Here is a 17,403-nt window from a genome sequence, read left to right as displayed (position 1 = left end):
CGCAATGACGACGGCTGGGACGAGTAGGACGAGGACACGACAATGACCACGACGCATTCGCTCGGCTGGATCGGCATGGGGCGTATGGGCTATCCGATGGCCGAGCGCCTGCTGAAGGCCGGCCACAAGGTCGCAATCTTCAATCGCACCCGCGCCAAGGCCGAGCCGCTCGCGGCGAAGGGCGGCGTGATCGTCGACCATCCGAGCGACCTCGCGTCATGCGACATCGTTTTCTCGATGGTGTCGACGGGCAAGGATCTGGAGCAGGTCTATTTCGGCGACAATGGCGTCGTCGCGTCGGGCGCGGGTCCACGTCCGAAGATCCTGGTCGACTGCTCCTCGATCGGTGTCGAGCAGTCGGAGGCGATCGATGCCAGGCTGAAGCAGCTCGGTTGCGCGTTCGTGCGCGCGCCGGTGTCCGGCAATGGCAAATGCGTCAAGGCCGGCAAGCTGTCGTCAGTCGTGTCGGGCCCCAAGGCCGCGTTCGACGCGATCGCGCCCTATCTCGCCAAGATCGCCGTCTCCGGCGTGTCCTATGTCGGCGAGGGCGAACGCGCGCGGATCTGTAAGATCGCGCACAACGTGTTCCTCGGCGTCGTGATCCAGAACCTCGCCGAGATCACCATCCTGGCACAGAAGGCGGGCGTGCCGCGCCATGCCTTCCTCGACTTCATGAATGCCAGCGTGATGGGCTCGACCTTCACCAAGTACAAGAGCAACGCGCTGGTCAATCTCGACTGGACCACGACCTTCACGCCGACCTTGCTGCGCAAGGATCTCGATCTCGGTCTGTCGGCGGCGCGTCAGCTCGACGTGGCGATGCCGGTGACCGCGGCGACGCGCGAGGCGCTGCAGGCCCATGTCGGTGCGGCCTCGCTGCAATCGGATCCCGCCGCCTATCTGGAGAAGGATTTTGCCGCGCTGCTGGAGACCGTCGCGCTCGCTGCCGGCCTCAAGCTGCAGCCCGAGGATGTGCCGATGCCGACCGGGTTGGAGACGGAGGGGTAGGGCGGCCTATTCGCCACGACTGTCATTCCGGGGCAAGGCCGCAGGCCTTGAACCCGGAATCTCGAGCTTGTCTTGCGCCTGTTTCCAACAATCTCGGGATTCCGGGTTCAATCGTCAACGCACCGTCGCTCCGCGCCGTCGCATTGACGATTGCCCCGGAATGACGGCGAATGAACCGAACTACTCCGCAGCCAGCGCTCGCCAGCGCGTGTCGCGCGCGGAGGGGCGGCGGTGCAGGCGGGCGTCGAGCAACTCGCGCGCCTTGACGAGATCGCCGCTGCGGATCAGGGCCAGGATGTAGGTATCCTCGATCACCTCGCGCTGCGCGTGGCTGCCGCCGATGCGGGCGAGGTCGCCGATGACGGGCGGGAGCTCGCGCGCGCAGGCGCGCCAATTCTCCTCGGCGAAGGCCCGCAGGGCGCGCAGCATGTTGGGCACGATCGGACCCGCCGGGAGCTTGGCCTCGAGCTGTCGCCGCTCGATTGCGGCAAGGCGCCCCTTGAGGGCCGTGGTGTCATGGGTGGCCGCGCCGATCATCATCAGATGCATCTCGACGAAAGCGAGGGTCGAGCCGGTGAAACGCGGGCTGGCATAGGTAGCGATCTCGGTCCACGCACCATCCGGTACGAGATCGTTCTCCGCTCTCAGCCGCCACAGCAGCGAGGCGCAGTCCGACAGCGTGTTGAGCGGCGGCGCCGTGTCCATCGTCGGCACCAGCACGTCGGTATAGACAGCGAGTGCCCTGGCGGCATCGCCGCGGTCGAGCGCGCCCAGCGCCTGATGCCAGCAGATATGACCGTGCAGCATGCCGGTGCGGTCATAGCCGCCGATCCAGCCGTCGACGAGCCTATCTGCCTCATCATAGGCACCGGCCTCGAACATCGCATGCAGCAGCGCGTGAACGGCATAGGCGTTGTTCCGGCGCAGCGCGAAGCTGCGCTCGGTGATGGCGCGGCCCTGCGTCACGTCGCCGGCCTCGGTCAGCGCCCAGCCGTGGTTCGACATGAACCACCAGTCCTCGCCATAGGCAGCGGCAAAGCGGTCGCAGAGGTCGCGCCGGGCGGCGTCGTGATCCCTCCGGCCGGAGAAGGCGAGCAGACCGAAGGCGCCGAGCGGCAGCGCCATGATCATGGCATCGCGCGGCCATTTCTCCAGATGCGCCAGCGTCGATGTCAGCGCGTCCGCGCTGCGGCCTTCGATGGCCAGTGTCATCGTCGCAACGTGGCTCTGCTCGCGCTCCGTGCCGCGCTTGGCGACGAGGTCGCGGGCGCGCTTGATCGTCTGCAGCGCCGCTTCCCGCTGCATGTAGATCGCGTGGATACGGGCCCGCGCGGCGTGGGCCAGCGCAAAATCCGGATCGAGCATGATGGCGCGTTCGAAGGCGTCCGTCGCGCCCGGCCAGAACGCGAGCAGGAGATCCACGCCTTCGCGATAGGTGGCAGCCGCCTCGGCGGAGGCGGTCGAAAGCGGCAGGCCGTAGCGATCCTGTTCCATCTCAGCCCACCCGCGGCCTGCGGCCTTCGATCGGATAGGCCGGATCGTTGTAGCCGGGTGTCGAGGCATGGCCGGTGACCACGCGACGGTCGATCAGTGCCTCATCGTCGGCCGTGAAGGGATAGTCCAGTGCGCGGATGTAGTCGTCCCACTGCGCCTCGGTGCGGGGACCTGCGATGACCGAGCTGATGAAGGCGGAGTTCAGCACCCAGGCGACCGCGAACTGGCCGGGCGTGAAGCCTTTGGCCTCGGCGTGGCGCTTGATCTCCTGTGCCAGCTTCAACGATTCCGGCCGCCATTCGGTCTGCATCATCCTGGCATCGTTGCGGCCGGCGCGCGTCTCCTTGTCGGGCGGCGCATCGGGACTGTACTTGGCGGTCAGCACGCCGCGCGCCAGCGGGCTGTAGGGCACGACACCCAGGCCGTAATAGCCGCAGGCCGGCAGGTGCTCGACCTCCGGCATGCGGTTCATTGCGTTGTAATAGGGCTGGCTGACGACGGGACGATCGATGCCCATCGCATTACAGAGATTGCAGATCTCGGCGACGCGCCAGGCACGGTAGTTGGAGACGCCGAAATAGCGGATCTTGCCGGCACGCAGCAGGTCCCCGATCGCGCGCACCGTCTCCGCCAGCGGCGTCGCGTGATCTTCCTTGTGCAGATAGTAGATGTCGATGTGGCCGGTGCCGAGCCGTTTCAGGCTCTCGTCGGCCGCCTGCAGCACCCAGCGCCGCGACAGTCCGGCGCGGTTGGGATCATCGCCCATCGGATTGGCAAGCTTGGTGGCGACGATCCAGCGGTCGCGCTCCCGCGCGATGGCGCGGCCGACGACCTCTTCCGAGGCGCCCTTGTTGTAGGCATCGGCGGTGTCGATGAAATTGACGCCGGCGTCACGCGCCTTGGCGATGATGCGCCCTGAGGCCGCCTCGTCGGTCGGGCCGCCGAACATCATCGTGCCCAGGCAGATCGGCGACACTTTCAGGCCGGAACGGCCGAGCTGGCGATAGTTCATTGAGGCCTCATTCCTGCCATGCGCGCAGATGGATTTGATCGAAGATAGCTCGCTCCGCGCGTCATTGCGAGCGCAGCGAAGCAATCCAGGGTGGCGCGCGTAGCCCTCTGGATTGCTTCCGCCTTCGCCCTGCGGGCTTCGGCGGACACGTCGCTGCGCTCGCAATGACGGCTGAGAGAGTGGGGCTCTCACTCGCTCTTCAGGATCTTGAACACGCCCGAGGCCATCGCGATCACGCGCTCGGCGGCCGTGACCTCGGTGGTGATGAACACCAGGCTGCGGGTGATCCGCACCACATGCGGCCGCGATACCAGGGTCTCGCCGATCTTGCCGGACTCGACGAAATGCGTGTCGAACTGGATCGTCGCCATATGCTCCTTGCCGGCGGCATACCGAGCCGTCATGCCGCAGCTCCGGTCGGCGAGGGTCATGATCACGCCGCCCTGGACGAGCCCGCGCCGATTGTGGTGCTTGTCTTCCGTGACGATGGCGTATTCGTGCACGCCCTCGACGACCCGCTGCCACAGAGGGCCGATCAGATGCAGGAAGCCGGAGGTGTCGACGATCTCCCAGCCGTCGGACTTCATTTTCGCCGCGGCTGATTTCGTCATCGCTGAAGACCTTCCTCGTCGCGTCCAATTGCGGTTCTCTCGGTCGTTTCATCCGTCGCCGGCCTGGTGTAGTCAAGCTTGCATGGCCATGCCGTTCGACGATGCCACACGACGGAAAATCGAGACCTGCTGCGCGGGCTTCGTGCGCCTGGACACGATGCCGGAAACGCCGCCGCTCAAGCGCGCGGCCGTCGCCATCGCACTGGCCCCGCATGATGTCACCGGCACCACCACGCTGCTGCTCACCCTGCGGGCATCCGGACTGCGCAGCCATGGCGGCCAATGGGCTCTGCCGGGCGGGCGCTGCGATGCCGGCGAGACGCCAATCGAGGGCGCTCTGCGCGAGCTGGACGAAGAACTCGGGCTGACATTGATGCCGGACGCCGTGCTCGGCCTGCTCGACGACTACCCGACCCGGTCGGGCTATCTGATTACCCCCGTCATCGTCTGGGCGACCAATGGCCGCACGCTGCGGCCAAATCCCGACGAGGTCGCCTCGGTGCATCGAATCGGGCTCGATGCGGTCACCGCGGATGACGCGTTCGATTTCACCGCGATACCCGAAAGCACGCGGCGCGTGATCCGCTTTCACGCCCGCGAAGGCCTGATCCACGCGCCCACCGCCGCTTTGATCTATCAGTTCCGCGAGGTGCTGGCCGGCCGCGACACCCGTGTCCACGACCTGGAACAGCCGGTGTTTGCCTGGAAGTAACCGCCGTTTCGGCTACAAGGGCGGCATGCTGCATCAGCCGATTCGCAAGCTTGCCCTGATTCTCGCCTGCGCTGTCGCGGGCGCGTCGCCGCTGCTCGCCCGGGAACCCGCCCCGCGCGATGCGCTGGCCCAGATGGCCTCCCCGGCCGCAATTGCCGAGTACCAGCGCAAGCTCGCCGAATACCAGCAGGCGCGCGCGGAGTTCGACCAGGAGGCGGGCGCCTATTGGAAGGCGATTTCGGACAAGCGCCGCATTCGCAACGCCAAGCGTCGCGACCGCCAGCCGATCGGGCTCGACGACTATGTGCTGGAGCAGCCGCCGGTCTATACCGGACCGAAGCGGCCGGTGAACCCCGAGCCGGAGCCCGAGGGCGAGCCGCGCGAGCGGAAGTACATTCCGGTCGTCGCCGATCTCCTGAAGGCGGCGCAGGAACATTTCCAATGGTCGCCGCAGCGGCCAACCAATGACATCGACTTCAAGCGTGCCTATGCCCGCTTCGCCGCGGCGTCGGGGCTGACCCGTGAGCAGGCGGTGCGCGTCTATTCCTTCGAGACCGGCGGCAATGGCCGCCACGACTCGCAATCCGGTTTCAAGGGCAACCGCGCGATCTCGACCGCGATCGGCTACAATCAATTGCTGACGGCCAACACAGTCGAACTGCTGGCGGAGCAGGGGCCGCTGTTCATCCGCCTGCTCGGCGAGCGCGTGGCGCAGACCTCGGGTCCCGCGCGGGGCGCGATGGAGCACAAGCTCTCGGTCCTGAAGAAGATGGTCGCCATCGCACGCTCGGTGCCGGACGAGTGGTCGGCCCATGAGAAGATGGGCAACACCCCGCAAGGGTGGGCCATGCATGCGATGGTGCTCGACATGGATGTCGGGCCGATGCTGCAGACCCACAAGCTGCTGACCTCGGTGCTGTTCGCGCGCGCCAAGGGCTACACGCGGCCGCTGTCGGCCGCCGAGCTCGAGATGATGAACCTCACCGGCGACGGCACCGGCTTCGACATGGTGACGATGCCGCAGGAGATGCGCGACCAGGTTCCGACCGCGAACTTCTTCCAGCGCGGCGGCTACGAGCGCAACCCGGTTGCGGTTCGTCACAACACGGTGGCGAAGCTGCTCGCGGTCACCGATTCGCGGATGGACTCGCTGAGCAACCTTCCTGGCGCGAAGGAACTGGCGGCGGCGTTCTGAGAAGTGTCTGCCATCGCAGGAGCGAGCGAAGCGCGCTCGCACCACATCCACCGCCGTCGTCCCGGGCAAGCCTTGGCGTCGCAACGCGACGACAAGGCGCCGACCCGCGACCCATAACCACAGGACGTTGTGACTTGCGGGGAGCGTGGCTCCAGCGTGCTCACCAACGGAGGACGGTGGTTATGGGTCCCGGCTCGGAGGCCGGGACGACACCGTTGATGAGGCGCGATTGGGCCCTATGTCACAGGCGAACTACTCGTCCGCGCCGAACGAGAAGCTGCCGTCGCCTTCGAGATAGGGCGCGGTCCGCATGTAGAGCTGGCCGTTCTGGCCGACGAAGAACAGCGTTCCCTTCGGCACCTTCTTGGCGCCCTTGAGCAGCATGTCGGCATTCCTGGTGCCCATCTTGTAGGCCAGCGTCTTGCCGTCCTTACCGTAGGCGTAGGCCATGTCGGTTCTCAGCTCCCATGGCTCCGGCGGAGCCGCCTGGGCCGCACCCGAAAGCATCAACAGCATTCCGGCGAGAACGAATGCCCGGGTCAACGTCGTCGTCATCATTCCTCTCCAGGTCAGGCTTCTTCGAACAAATCACGAACAACGCAGCATCCCGCGCACGAGCTGGATTACCGCTTGGCCGCAACCGGTTCGGGATTTTCCGTCATCGATTCCGCGACTATCCTGCAGCCATGGTCTAGAAACATGAAGCAAGAAAATCGGGTTGGGGATGATTCGAATGAAGCTCGTCACGAAAATCGGGATCGGTGCGGCGTTTTCGCTGACGACCTTGATGTCCGCCGCGCATGCCGACGAATTCAAGCTCTGGAACGGCCAGCGGATCGCCTGCAGCAGCGGCCGCGCCGCCGGCAAGCTCGATACCCGCGTCTGCCGCTCTTATACCTATCTGTTCAACGTGAAGACCTCGGAGTATTTCCGCTGCCAGATGACCTTGTCGCTGACGCGCGACAACAAGGAGGTCATCAACGTCCAGGTCGACGGCGGCTGCGCCAAGAAGCCGCGGGTCTTCGAGACCGACTCGAAGTACGAGTTCGATGCGACCGAGACCGAGCCGGCCAATACCAACTCCTTCTTCGGCAATGGCGGCTATTCGCTCTGGGTCGCGGACACGACCCAGCAAAAGCTGCGAGGCTGCATCACGATCTCGTCCGGGCTGGGCTCAGACATTTCCAAATGCCTCGACATGAACTTCCAATGAGACGTCCGGCTGGAGTGGTGCGCTCCCGGCCCGAGGTCGAGCGCATCTGTCGATGAAGCCTGAGAGCTCGTCAATGCAGGGTTGAAACCGTCCTCTGCCGGTTCCTGGCTGGATCCGCGTCGCGGCGTGGCCGTCTTTCGGATGGGTTGACCCCGCGCCCGCATCCGTCCAATTTGCCGGCAAAATCAACGGGAGGACCCATGCGCTTCTTGAAATTCTCAGGCACTGCAACCGCTTTGATCATGGCCGCGGCCTGCCTGCTGGCCGCGCCCGCGGCGCAGGCGCAGAGCTTCATCAACGTGCTGACCGGCGGCACCTCCGGCGTGTATTATCCGCTCGGCGTCGCGATCGGGAAGATCTACGGCGACAAGATCCCGAACGTGAAGACCCAGGTACAGGCCACCAAGGCCTCGGTCGAGAACCTGATCCTGCTGCAGCAGGGCCGCGGCGAGCTCGCCTTCGCGCTCGGCGACTCCCTGAAAGCGGCCTGGAACGGCGAGGAGGAGGCCGGCTTCAAGAGCAAGCTGGACAAGCTGCGCACGCTCGGCGCGATCTATCCGAACTACATCCAGATCGTCGCCACCGCCGAGTCCGGCATCAAGACCTTGGCGGACCTGAAGGGCAAGAGCCTGTCGGTCGGCGCGCCGAAATCCGGCACCGAGCTGAACTCGCGCGCGATCCTCGCCGCCGCCGGCATGAGCTACAAGGATCTCGGCAAGGTGGAGTATCTGCCGTTCGCCGAATCGGTCGATCTGATGAAGAACCGCCAGCTCGGCGCGACCCTGCAATCGGCTGGCCTCGGCGTCGCCTCGCTGAAGGACCTGTCGACCTCGTCGCCGATCACCGTGGTCTCGGTGCCGAAGGAGGTCGTCGACAAGATCGGATCGCCGTTCGTGGCAGCGACCATCCCGGCCAACACCTATACCGGCCAGGACAAGGACGTGCCGACCGCGGCCGTCATCAATTATCTCGTCACCAGCTCCGCGGTCTCCGACGATCTCGCCTACCAGATGACGAAGCTGATCTTCGAGTCGCTGCCCGAGCTGGTCAACGCGCACGCCGCCGGCAAGGAGATCAAGCTGGAAACCGCGGCGCAGGACAGCCCGGTGCCGCTGCATCCGGGCGCGATCCGCTACTACAAGGAAAAAGGCGTCCTGAAGTAAGGGCGCTGTTTCTCCGGCCTGCATCGCAGGACCGTTCGCATCCGACTGCGCGGGACCTGCTCCCGCGCAGTCTTATCGTTTCAGGTGGCTGCCGCTGGACGGCAGCATCTGGCAAGGGCGTGCTGGGGGCATCATGACGATCGAAGCCGTGAACATGGAGACGCCGGTCAAGGTCGAGTTCGACAATTTCGAGCACGGCTTTCCCGAAGGTTTTGGCCCCGGCCGCTGGGCCTATCTCGCCTATGGCATCGGTCTCGCTTTCGCGCTGTTCCAGCTCTACGTCGCCGCCTTCAACTATCTGCCGAGCCAGGTCGTGCGCGGCGTCCATGTCGGCTTCCTGCTGCTGCTCACCTTCGGCCTGATCGGCAATTTCACCGCCAAGACGGATGCCGGCCGCATCGCCGGCTGGACCATCGGGGCGATCGGCTTCCTGTGCGGCCTGTATCAGTGGATCTTCTATGCCGACCTGATCGCCCGTGACGGCGATCCCACCCGCACCGACCTCGTCGTCGGAACCTTGCTCGCCGTCCTGATCTTCGAAGGCACGCGCCGCCTGATGGGCCTGGCGCTGCCGCTGATGTGCGGCGCCTGCCTGCTGTACTGGTTCTTCGGCCAGTATCTGCCGGCGCCTCTCAACCATCGCGGCTATGATTTCGACCAGGTGATCACGCATCTGTCGTTCGGCACCGAGGGCTTCTACGGCGTGCCGATCTATGTCTCCGCGACCTACATCTTCCTGTTTATCCTGTTCGGCTCGTTCCTCGAACATGCCGGCATGATCCAGCTCTTCACTGACGTCTCGCTCGGCCTGTTCGGGCGCACCCGCGGCGGCCCGGCCAAGGTCGCGGTGTTCGCCTCGGGCATGATGGGCACGATCTCCGGCTCTGGCGTCGCCAATGTCGTCACCGTCGGCCAGTTCACGATTCCCTTGATGATCCGGTTCGGCTACCGCCGCGCCTTCGCCGCTGGTGTCGAGGCCACGGCCTCGATGGGCGGGCAGATCATGCCGCCGGTGATGGGCGCGGTCGCCTTCATCATGGCCGAGACGCTCGGCGTGGACTACTCGGTGATCGTCAAGGCCGCCGTCATCCCCGCCATTCTCTACTTCGCCTCCGCCTTCTGGATGGTGCACCTGGAAGCCGGCAAGCACGGCCTCACCGGCATGAAGCCGTCGGAGATCCCGAGCGCCTGGAAGGCGCTGGTCGCGCGCTGGTACCTCGTGCTGCCGCTCGCGGCTCTCGTCTACATGCTGTTCGAGGGCTTCACGCCGCTCTATGCCGGCTCGATGGGACTGGCGCTCACCGTGGCGCTGATCCTGGGCACCTCGATCACGATGGGCTTTTCCAACCAGGTGCTGCGCTACGTGTTCTGGATCGGGCTCGCGCTCGTGGTCGGCGCGTTATCGCGCAACGGGCTGCAGATCGTTCCCGTCGCTTCCGTCGTGGTCGCGTTGGTCATCATCACCGGCTTCGTCCGGGGCGGCATGGCGACGCTGCACGCCTGCCGCGACTCGCTGGCCGAAAGCGCCAAGTCGGCGCTCACCGTCGGCATGGCCTGCGCCATCGTCGGCGTCATCATCGGCATGATGACGCAGACCGGCGTCGGCTCGATCTTCGGCAGCTGGGTGATCGGCCTCGGCAAGACCAGCCTGTTCGCGGCGCTGATCATGACCATGCTGCTGTCGATCCTGCTCGGCACGGGCATTCCAACCATCCCGACCTACATCATCACGGCCGCGCTCGCCGCGCCCGCGCTCGCCAAGCTCGGCGTGCCCCTGATCGCGAGCCACATGTTCGCGTTTTACTACGGCATCATGGCCGACCTCTCGCCGCCGGTGGCTCTCGCCGCGCTCGCTGCCGCACCGATCGCCAAGGAGAACCCCGACAAGATCGGCTGGGAGGCAATGCGTATCGCGCTCGCCGGCTATGTCATTCCCTTCTTGTTCGTCTATTCGCCGGCGCTGATGCTGCAGGCGGGCGATCCGATGGAGGCGCAGATCGGCTTCTACGGGGCGGTGGCGTATGCCTTCGTCAAGGCTCTCGTCGCGATCGGCCTGTTCGGCATGGTCGCGATCGGCTTCCTCTATACGCGCATGACGGTGATCGAGCGGCTGCTGGCGTTCGTCGCGTCGGTCTGCCTGCTCGGCGAATTCCCCTATAGCGACGTGCTGGGCTTCGCGCTGGCGGTGGTGATCGTCGGCTGGCAATGGCGGCAGCGACCGCCTTCGCCTGTGGCGGCGTCCGCTTGAGCCTCTGTCTGGCGACGTCGGGTGTGGTGAAAGCGCTGGCGCTGGCCGGCTTCACTTTGGCCTGGACGCATTCGGTCGAGAAGACCGCCTGGCAGGAGGATTGGCGCGTCACGGCCGATGGCCTGCAACTGGTGCAGGCCCGTGTGAAGGGCTCCGGTGCCGGCATGGAGCCGCCGCCGGAGGCGCGGCTGGTCGATGGCTGGTACCAATGGTCCGTCGATCGCGAGCCGCTGTCGCGCATCGTGCTCGCCAATTCCGGCGCCGCCGGCGAATGGCGGATCTGTCACGACGGACAATGCCGGACGATCTCGGAGATTGTCGGCCATGATATCGGCGCCACGATTACGATGAGCGCCTGCAACGAATAACAAACAACGGGAGAGCGCGATGAGACGTCTCGAGGGCAAGGTGGCGCTGGTGGTGGGCGCCGGCTCGATCGGGCCGGGCTGGGGCAACGGCAAGGCGACCGCAGTGACCTTCGCGCGGCAGGGCGCGAAGGTGTTCTGCGTCGACCGCAACAGGGAAGCGGCGGCCGAGACGGCCGCGATCATTTCAGGCGAAGGCGGGCAGGCCGAGGCCTACACCGCCGACGTGTCGAAGGCGGCCGAGGTCGAGGCGATGGTCAAGGCCTGCTTGGCTGCCTATGGCCGCATCGACGTGCTCGACAACAATGTCGGCATCGCCGAGATGGGCAGCGTCGTCGATGTCGAGGAAGCCGAATGGGACCGCGTGTTCGCGGTCAACCTCAAGAGCGCCTATCTCGCGATGAAGCACGTCATTCCCGTCATGATCGGGCAGGGCGGCGGCTCGATCATCAACATCTCGTCGGTCGCCTCGATCCGGCAGGTCGGCATCTCCTATGTCAGCTACGGCGCCAGCAAGGCGGCCATGAACCAGATGACGCGCACGACAGCGGTCGAGTTCGCGCCCAAGCATGTCCGCGTTAACGCGATCCTGCCCGGGCTGATGAAGACGCCGATGGTTGAGCATTCCGCAGGCCTGGCTGCGAGCTACGCCAAGGGCGATGTCGAGGAGATGTGGAAGAAGCGCGATGCGCAGGTGCCGATGGGGCACATGGGCGACGCATTCGACGTCGCCAACGCGGCGCTGTTCCTCGCGTCGGACGAGTCGAAATACGTCACCGGCATCACGCTAGTGGTCGACGGCGGGCTGACCTGCCGGAGTTGACATTCTTGCCGTCATTGCGAGCGAAGCGAAGCAATCCAGGGCATCCGCTGAGCCCCTGGATTGCTTCGTCGCCTTCGGCGCCTCGCAATGACGGCGGTGGGTGACTGAAGAGCAGTGGCTACTGCGCCATCGCCAGGATGCTGCCGCCGATCGCATGCCACGCCGGCGTGATGCTGATCGGCCAGTTCAGGAGCTTCACCGCGATCAGCGCAAGGCCGCCATAGACATAGACCGGATGGACCCGCCCGAACGTGCGGCGGTCGTAGATGATGGCGACGACGAGCAGCAGATAGGCGACGAAGGCCGGCGGGATGGTGACGAACACCGGCGGCGGGCCGAGCGGGCCGGGCGGTGCGAGGAAAGTAAGAAACCAGCGCGCCACGGCGGCGTCGAGCAGCGAGATGCCGGCGAGCAGCATCAGCCGCTTGTGCGTCTCCGGCCGCCGCGCGTACATGACGGCGAGGACAAACACGACGGCGAAGAAGGCGATGCCGCTGAGCGGCACGATCGCGAACGCGATGCCTTCATTGGGCTGGCCGATCGCGGCGGAGCGTTTCATCGCTTCAACCGCCACCAGGAACCCGAAGATCGTCATCGCGGTGGCGAGCGAGACGCCGAAGATGCCGAGCGAGCGGTGCCAGGCGGTCCGGCCTGACGCGGCAAGCCACGTCTGGAGGGTGAAGTACAGCGTCCAGGTGAAGAACAGGAAGCCGTGGAAATGAACCACGGGCGCGCCGGAGAATGAGCCGCGCGCCAGCGGCATCCAGTAGGTCGGCGCAAAGCCGAGGAAGGCGGTGGCCATGCAGGCCAGGGCCATGTTGAAATAAAAATAGCGCGCCGGGGACGCAATGACGCCGCGTGCGCGCGAATGCTCTGTCAGGATCGTCATGGAGGTTGTGTCTGCCGCGACTGCCTGAGGTTCAATTCCCGTGCTATCGCCAAGGCCTCGCTGCATCCACGAGTTCGCGAGCCAGACGCGTCAGATGATCACGCGCATGTCAGTTGCCTGCGGGGACGATTCGGCACGGGCGGCCGCAGCATGTCGGCGCGGAAGGACTTCCGCGGCCGCGCCGCGGCTGTATAGTTGACGGAAAGCACTGCTTTGCCGCCGTTGTCCGGCTTGTCCACGCCTTGAGAGAACCAGCCGCTTGCTGATATCCGCTTTAACGCAGGCCATGAACGTTCGCCGCGGGAATGCGCGGCTGGTCGCGCTCATCACCTCCGGATTGTTGTTCGCGACGGCGGCGCACGCCGTGGGCGCGGCCGAACCGGGCAAGGAGCCCTTGGTCGACGCCGCCGCTTGCATCGCGGCGTCCGAAGCGCGTGACGGCGACAAGGTCCTGACCGAATGCGGGGCGCTGATCGACAATGCCAAGGTTCCCAAGAGCGATCGCATCAATGCGCTGATCGCGCGCGCCTCGATCTACATCATCCGGGGTGAGGCCGATCGCGCGATCGCCGACTATGGCGTCGCCCTGCAGCTCGATCCGACGCTGGCCAACATCTTCAACGCGCGTGGCGAGCTGTATCGGAAGAAGGGCGACCGCCCGAAGGCCCTGGCCGATTTCGCCGCGGCGCTACGGCTCAACCCGGATCACGTCAGCGCGCGCAGCAACTATCATGACCTCGCCGTCGAGCTCGAGCGTCTCGGCGCGCAGATGGCGGTAGCCGGGCGTCCGAGCTTCAACTGTGCCAGCGTGCGGCGCGCGGTCGAGAAGGCGATCTGCGCCGATCCCGAACTCGCCAATCTCGATCGCGAGATCGACGGCTCGCATGCGCGGGTGATGCGCGAGGCCCAGGGGGCGGCGGCGGCGCGGGCCCTGCAGCGCGAGCAGGAGGCCTTCGTTTCGAAGCGAAACGCCTCGTATGGCCGGCCTGGCTACGATCTCAAGAAGGCGATGCAGGATCGCCTGCGGCGGTTGAACGGCGTCGACGGCTATTAACCATCGGCCAGGCGGCTTGAACCCGGTTCCGGGCGCGGACGACAACGGGGGAGACCAGCATCTCCCAGTTGCACCCGTCGGATTCAGAGCCGAGACCACAGCTATGCACACCGTCCGTCATTCGCTTTCATCCCGATCCTCTTACCGCACGCTCCGCCTCGCGGCCGGTTTCGTTCTCGGTCTCGGAGCCCTCCCGGCCTTTGCCGCGGACACGGACTGCACATGGGGCAGCAAGGCGCCGCCGGCGGAGCTGATCACCGCCTGCACCGCCGTGATCGAGCAGGCCTCGAGCTCGCCGAAGGACCAGTCCATGGCGCTCGTCGTCCGCGCCGACATCCGCGCGCGGACGCCCGGTGGAATGACCCAGGCGCTCAAGGATTTCGACCGCGCCATCGCCCTCGACGGCAAGAACGCCCGCGCATACCGGCTGCGCGGCGATTACCTGCGGGTGGCCGGCGGCGACGCCAACAAGGCGGCGGCCGATCTCAGCATGGCGATCTCGCTCGATCCGAACGACGCCGAAGCCTATGAGGAGCGTGGCGTCGTCTATGTCACGCAGCGCCGGCTCGACCGCGCCTTGGCCGATTTCGACCAGGCCATCCGGCTGAAGCCGGATTTCGCGCAGGCCTATGCCGACCGCGGCGTCGCGTTCTATCTGCGCGGCGACAACGAGAAGGCGGTGCGCGACTATGACGAGGCCATCCGGCTCGACCCCGACCGTCCCCGCACCTTCACCAATCGCGGCGCGGCCTACAAGAAGCTCGGCCAGATGGACAAGGCGCTTGCCGATGACAGCGAGGCGATCCGGCGCGATCCGAAGGTGCCGGAATATTACGACAATCGCGGCCTCACCTATGCCGCGATGAAGGACTACGACAAAGCCATCGCCGACTACGACCAGGCGATCAAGATGCAGCCGAAGGCGAATTTCCTGACCAACCGCGGCGACGCCTATCAGTACAAGAACGAGCTCGGCTCGGCCCTCAGCGACTACGATGCCGCGTTGCGCCTCGATCCGGATTTCGCGTCCACCTACAACAACCGCGCCGTTCTGTTCAAGAAGATGGGGGAACGCGCCAAAGCCCTTGCCGACTATGAAGCCGCGCTGCGCCTGAATCCGGGTAACGAGAACGCGGCGGAAGGCCGTCGCGCGATGCTCGCCGAGATCAAGAAGTTCGGTGCCGAGGCGCCGCGTCCGCTGAACGCGCCGTCGGAGCGCAGCGGGCCGTCGTTCGATTGCGCCACCGCCAAGCGCGAGGTCGAGAAGGTCATTTGCGCCGACCCGCAATTGTCGGTGCTCGACCTCGGCATTTCGCAGAGCTATGCCAAGCTCCTGAAATCGTCCCGCGGCCGCGCCGCCGCCGAGCTGCGCAGCACACAGCGCGACTTCCTGACCGAGCGCAACGCCCGGTTCGGCAAGCCCGGCTACGACCTTCGTCTAGCCCTGCAGCGCCGCCTCGACACGCTTCGGGACGCCGCCGATTGATCCATCCGGGAAAATGGCGGGGCCGCAAGGCCTCGCCTGATCCAGATCAATTCATGACGGCTTGAACTGTCGCTTTGTCCCGGACAATAGTCGGGAATAAACACAGATCTTGGGGAAACGTCATGAGCGCTGCCAGCCGCTATCACGAGGTCCATGCCCGGTCGGTGCAGGACCCCGAAGGGTTCTGGGCCGAGGCCGCCCGCGCGATCGACTGGATCGAGCCGGCCAAGAAGGTGTTCGATCCCACGATGGGGGCCTATGGCCGCTGGTTCGCCGGCGCCGTCGTCAACACCTGCTACAACGCGCTCGACCGCCACGTCGCCGCCGGGCGCGGCAACCAGCTGGCGCTGATCCACGACTCGCCGCTCACCAACTCGGTCACCCGGCTGACCTATGCCGAGATGCTGAAGGAGGTGCAGACGCTCGCCGCGATCATGCAGGATTTCGGCGTGCGCAAGGGCGACCGCGTCATCCTGTACATGCCGATGGTCCCGGAGGCCATGGTCGCGATGCTCGCCTGTGCGCGCATAGGCGCGGTGCATTCGGTGGTGTTCGGCGGCTTCGCGGCCAAGGAGCTCGCGACCCGCATCGACGACGCGACGCCGAAGCTGGTGCTGTCGGCGAGCTGCGGCATCGAGCCCGGCCGCATCGTGCAGTACAAGCCGCTGCTCGACCAGGCGATCGAGCTGGCCGACAACCGGCCCAAGGCCTGCATCATCCTGCAGCGGCCCGAGCATGTCTGCGAGCTGAAGCCCGGTCGCGACTACGATTGGGCGGCGCTGCGCAAATCGGCGCTGGCCAACGGCAAGCTCGCGCCTTGCGTGCCCGTGCTCGCGACCGATCCGCTCTACGTCCTCTACACGTCCGGCACCACCGGCAAGCCGAAGGGCGTGGTGCGCGACAATGGCGGCCATCTGGTCGCGCTGAAATGGTCGATGGAGAATCTCTACGGCATCAAGCCGGGCGAGGTGTGGTGGTGCGGCTCGGACATTGGCTGGGTCGTCGGCCACAGCTACATCATCTACGGGCCGCTGATCCATGGTGCGACGTCGGTGATGTATGAGGGCAAGCCGGTCGGCACGCCCGATGCCGGCGCGTTCTGGCGCGTCATCGCCGACCACAAGGCGGTCGCGCTGTTCACCGCGCCGACGGCGTTCCGCGCCATCCGCAAGGAAGATCCGGACGGCACCTTGCTGCGCAAATATGATCTGTCGCAGTTCCGCACGCTATTCCTCGCCGGCGAGCGCGCCGATCCGCCGACGGTGGAATGGGCCGAGCAGCAGCTCAAGGTGCCGGTGATCGATCATTGGTGGCAGACCGAGACCGGCTGGTGCATCGCCGGCAATCCGGTTGGGCTCGGCCTGTTGCCGGTCAAGCACGGCTCGCCGACCGTGCCGATGCCTGGCTATCAGGTCGACATCGTCGACGAGGCGGCCAAGCCCGTGCCCGCCAACACCATGGGCTCCATCGTGATCAAGCTGCCAATGCCGCCGGGCTGTCTGCCGACCTTGTGGCAGCAGGAGGACCGCTTCAAGGAATCCTACCTCAGCGAATTCCCGGGCTACTACAAGACCTCCGACGCCGGCTTCAAGGACGAGGACGGCTACGTCTTCGTCATGGGCCGCACTGACGATATCATCAATGTCGCCGGCCACCGGCTGTCGACCGGCGGCATGGAGGAGATCCTGGCGTCGCATCCGGACGTGGCGGAGTGTGCTGTGCTCGGCATCAAGGATGCGATCAAGGGCGAGGTGCCCTGCGGCTTCATCGTGCTCAAGGCCGGCGTGTCGCGCAGTCCTTCTCAGATCGAAAAGGAGATCGTGGCGCTGGTGCGCGACAAGCTCGGCCCGGTCGCCGCCTTCAAGCTCGCCATCACCGTCGGCCGGCTGCCGAAGACGCGCTCCGGCAAGATCCTGCGCGGCACCATCAAGAAGATCGCCGACGGCGAGCAATGGAGCATGCCGGCCACGATCGAGGACCCCAAGGTGCTCGAGGAAATCGGCGAGGCGCTGAAGAGCCGGGTGTAGTGGTTACCTGCGTGAATACGCTGCTTAATGTGCAGCACCGGTGTCTACGCCAACCCTCATGGTGAGGAGCGTCGCCCTTGCGACGCGTCTCGAACCATGAGGC

The 17,403-nt window shown here is 65.8% G+C and carries 16 protein-coding genes; 11 read left to right on the top strand and 5 right to left on the bottom strand.

The annotated features are described in order from the left end of the window. Positions 1 to 42: 42 nt before the first annotated feature. The gene (locus ACQR0Z_RS28260; RefSeq protein WP_434920790.1) at positions 43 to 1,008 is read left to right on the top strand and encodes an NAD(P)-dependent oxidoreductase; all 966 of its coding nucleotides are present in this window, start codon (positions 43 to 45) and stop codon (positions 1,006 to 1,008) included. A gap of 180 nt (positions 1,009 to 1,188) precedes the next feature. On the opposite strand, the gene ACQR0Z_RS28255 is transcribed toward ACQR0Z_RS28260, so the two are convergent. From ACQR0Z_RS28255 to ACQR0Z_RS28245, 3 genes are all read right to left on the bottom strand, one after another. Beyond that, on the bottom strand, positions 1,189 to 2,502 hold the full coding sequence (locus ACQR0Z_RS28255) for a tetratricopeptide repeat protein (protein WP_434920789.1): 1,314 nt from the start codon (positions 2,500 to 2,502) through the stop codon (positions 1,189 to 1,191). Position 2,503: 1 nt separating this feature from the next. Next, complete coding sequence (locus ACQR0Z_RS28250; RefSeq protein ID WP_434920788.1) at positions 2,504 to 3,514, bottom strand: aldo/keto reductase; 1,011 nt, start codon at positions 3,512 to 3,514, stop codon at positions 2,504 to 2,506. 188 nt (positions 3,515 to 3,702) lie between these two features. After that, positions 3,703 to 4,125: a PaaI family thioesterase gene (locus tag ACQR0Z_RS28245; RefSeq protein ID WP_434879443.1), complete on the bottom strand. Its 423-nt coding sequence runs from the start codon at positions 4,123 to 4,125 to the stop codon at positions 3,703 to 3,705. Positions 4,126 to 4,207: 82 nt separating this feature from the next. Here ACQR0Z_RS28245 and ACQR0Z_RS28240 point away from each other — a divergent pair, with 82 nt between their 5' ends. Both ACQR0Z_RS28240 and ACQR0Z_RS28235 read left to right on the top strand, forming a co-directional pair. Further along, entirely contained in the window at positions 4,208 to 4,837 is a 630-nt protein-coding gene (locus ACQR0Z_RS28240) for an NUDIX hydrolase (RefSeq protein ID WP_434879442.1), read from the top strand. Positions 4,838 to 4,862: 25 nt separating this feature from the next. Next, positions 4,863 to 6,032: a hypothetical protein gene (locus tag ACQR0Z_RS28235; RefSeq protein WP_434920832.1), complete on the top strand. Its 1,170-nt coding sequence runs from the start codon at positions 4,863 to 4,865 to the stop codon at positions 6,030 to 6,032. A gap of 252 nt (positions 6,033 to 6,284) precedes the next feature. On the opposite strand, the gene ACQR0Z_RS28230 is transcribed toward ACQR0Z_RS28235, so the two are convergent. Continuing rightward, entirely contained in the window at positions 6,285 to 6,548 is a 264-nt protein-coding gene (locus tag ACQR0Z_RS28230; RefSeq protein ID WP_434920831.1) for a hypothetical protein, read from the bottom strand. Between the two features lie 217 nt (positions 6,549 to 6,765). Here ACQR0Z_RS28230 and ACQR0Z_RS28225 point away from each other — a divergent pair, with 217 nt between their 5' ends. The 5 genes from ACQR0Z_RS28225 (at position 6,766) to ACQR0Z_RS28205 (ending at position 11,844) form a co-directional block, all read left to right on the top strand. After that, a complete protein-coding gene (locus tag ACQR0Z_RS28225) occupies positions 6,766 to 7,245 on the top strand; it encodes a hypothetical protein (protein ID WP_434920787.1) in 480 nt (159 codons plus the stop codon). A 200-nt stretch (positions 7,246 to 7,445) separates the two neighbouring features. Then, positions 7,446 to 8,408 (top strand): TAXI family TRAP transporter solute-binding subunit, encoded by a 963-nt coding sequence (locus ACQR0Z_RS28220; protein ID WP_434859749.1) that lies wholly within the window; start codon positions 7,446 to 7,448, stop codon positions 8,406 to 8,408. Positions 8,409 to 8,562: 154 nt separating this feature from the next. Beyond that, entirely contained in the window at positions 8,563 to 10,656 is a 2,094-nt protein-coding gene (locus ACQR0Z_RS28215) for a TRAP transporter permease (protein ID WP_434920830.1), read from the top strand. After that, a complete protein-coding gene (locus tag ACQR0Z_RS28210; protein WP_434920786.1) occupies positions 10,653 to 11,024 on the top strand; it encodes a DUF1850 domain-containing protein in 372 nt (123 codons plus the stop codon). The genes ACQR0Z_RS28215 and ACQR0Z_RS28210 overlap by 4 nt, the downstream gene beginning before the upstream one ends. Before the next feature lie 19 nt (positions 11,025 to 11,043). Beyond that, positions 11,044 to 11,844: an SDR family NAD(P)-dependent oxidoreductase gene (locus tag ACQR0Z_RS28205; RefSeq protein ID WP_434920785.1), complete on the top strand. Its 801-nt coding sequence runs from the start codon at positions 11,044 to 11,046 to the stop codon at positions 11,842 to 11,844. Between the two features lie 118 nt (positions 11,845 to 11,962). Here the strand turns inward: ACQR0Z_RS28205 and ACQR0Z_RS28200 are convergent, their stop codons facing one another. Further along, complete coding sequence (locus ACQR0Z_RS28200; RefSeq protein ID WP_434920784.1) at positions 11,963 to 12,733, bottom strand: hypothetical protein; 771 nt, start codon at positions 12,731 to 12,733, stop codon at positions 11,963 to 11,965. A gap of 286 nt (positions 12,734 to 13,019) precedes the next feature. Here ACQR0Z_RS28200 and ACQR0Z_RS28195 point away from each other — a divergent pair, with 286 nt between their 5' ends. The 3 genes from ACQR0Z_RS28195 to ACQR0Z_RS28185 all read left to right on the top strand — a co-directional run bounded on the left by ACQR0Z_RS28195 (position 13,020) and on the right by ACQR0Z_RS28185 (position 17,300). Continuing rightward, positions 13,020 to 13,787: a tetratricopeptide repeat protein gene (locus tag ACQR0Z_RS28195; protein WP_434920783.1), complete on the top strand. Its 768-nt coding sequence runs from the start codon at positions 13,020 to 13,022 to the stop codon at positions 13,785 to 13,787. Between the two features lie 103 nt (positions 13,788 to 13,890). Further along, entirely contained in the window at positions 13,891 to 15,273 is a 1,383-nt protein-coding gene (locus tag ACQR0Z_RS28190; protein ID WP_434879436.1) for a tetratricopeptide repeat protein, read from the top strand. A 122-nt stretch (positions 15,274 to 15,395) separates the two neighbouring features. Continuing rightward, positions 15,396 to 17,300: a propionyl-CoA synthetase gene (locus ACQR0Z_RS28185; protein WP_434920782.1), complete on the top strand. Its 1,905-nt coding sequence runs from the start codon at positions 15,396 to 15,398 to the stop codon at positions 17,298 to 17,300. Positions 17,301 to 17,403: the final 103 nt, after the last annotated feature.

The sequence above is a fragment of the Bradyrhizobium sp. HKCCYLS3077 genome (genome assembly GCF_051167555.1).
Lineage (GTDB): Bacteria > Pseudomonadota > Alphaproteobacteria > Rhizobiales > Xanthobacteraceae > Bradyrhizobium.
Note: the sequence above shows the minus strand (reverse complement) of the source record. Positions and strands in the feature narration are given on the sequence as shown.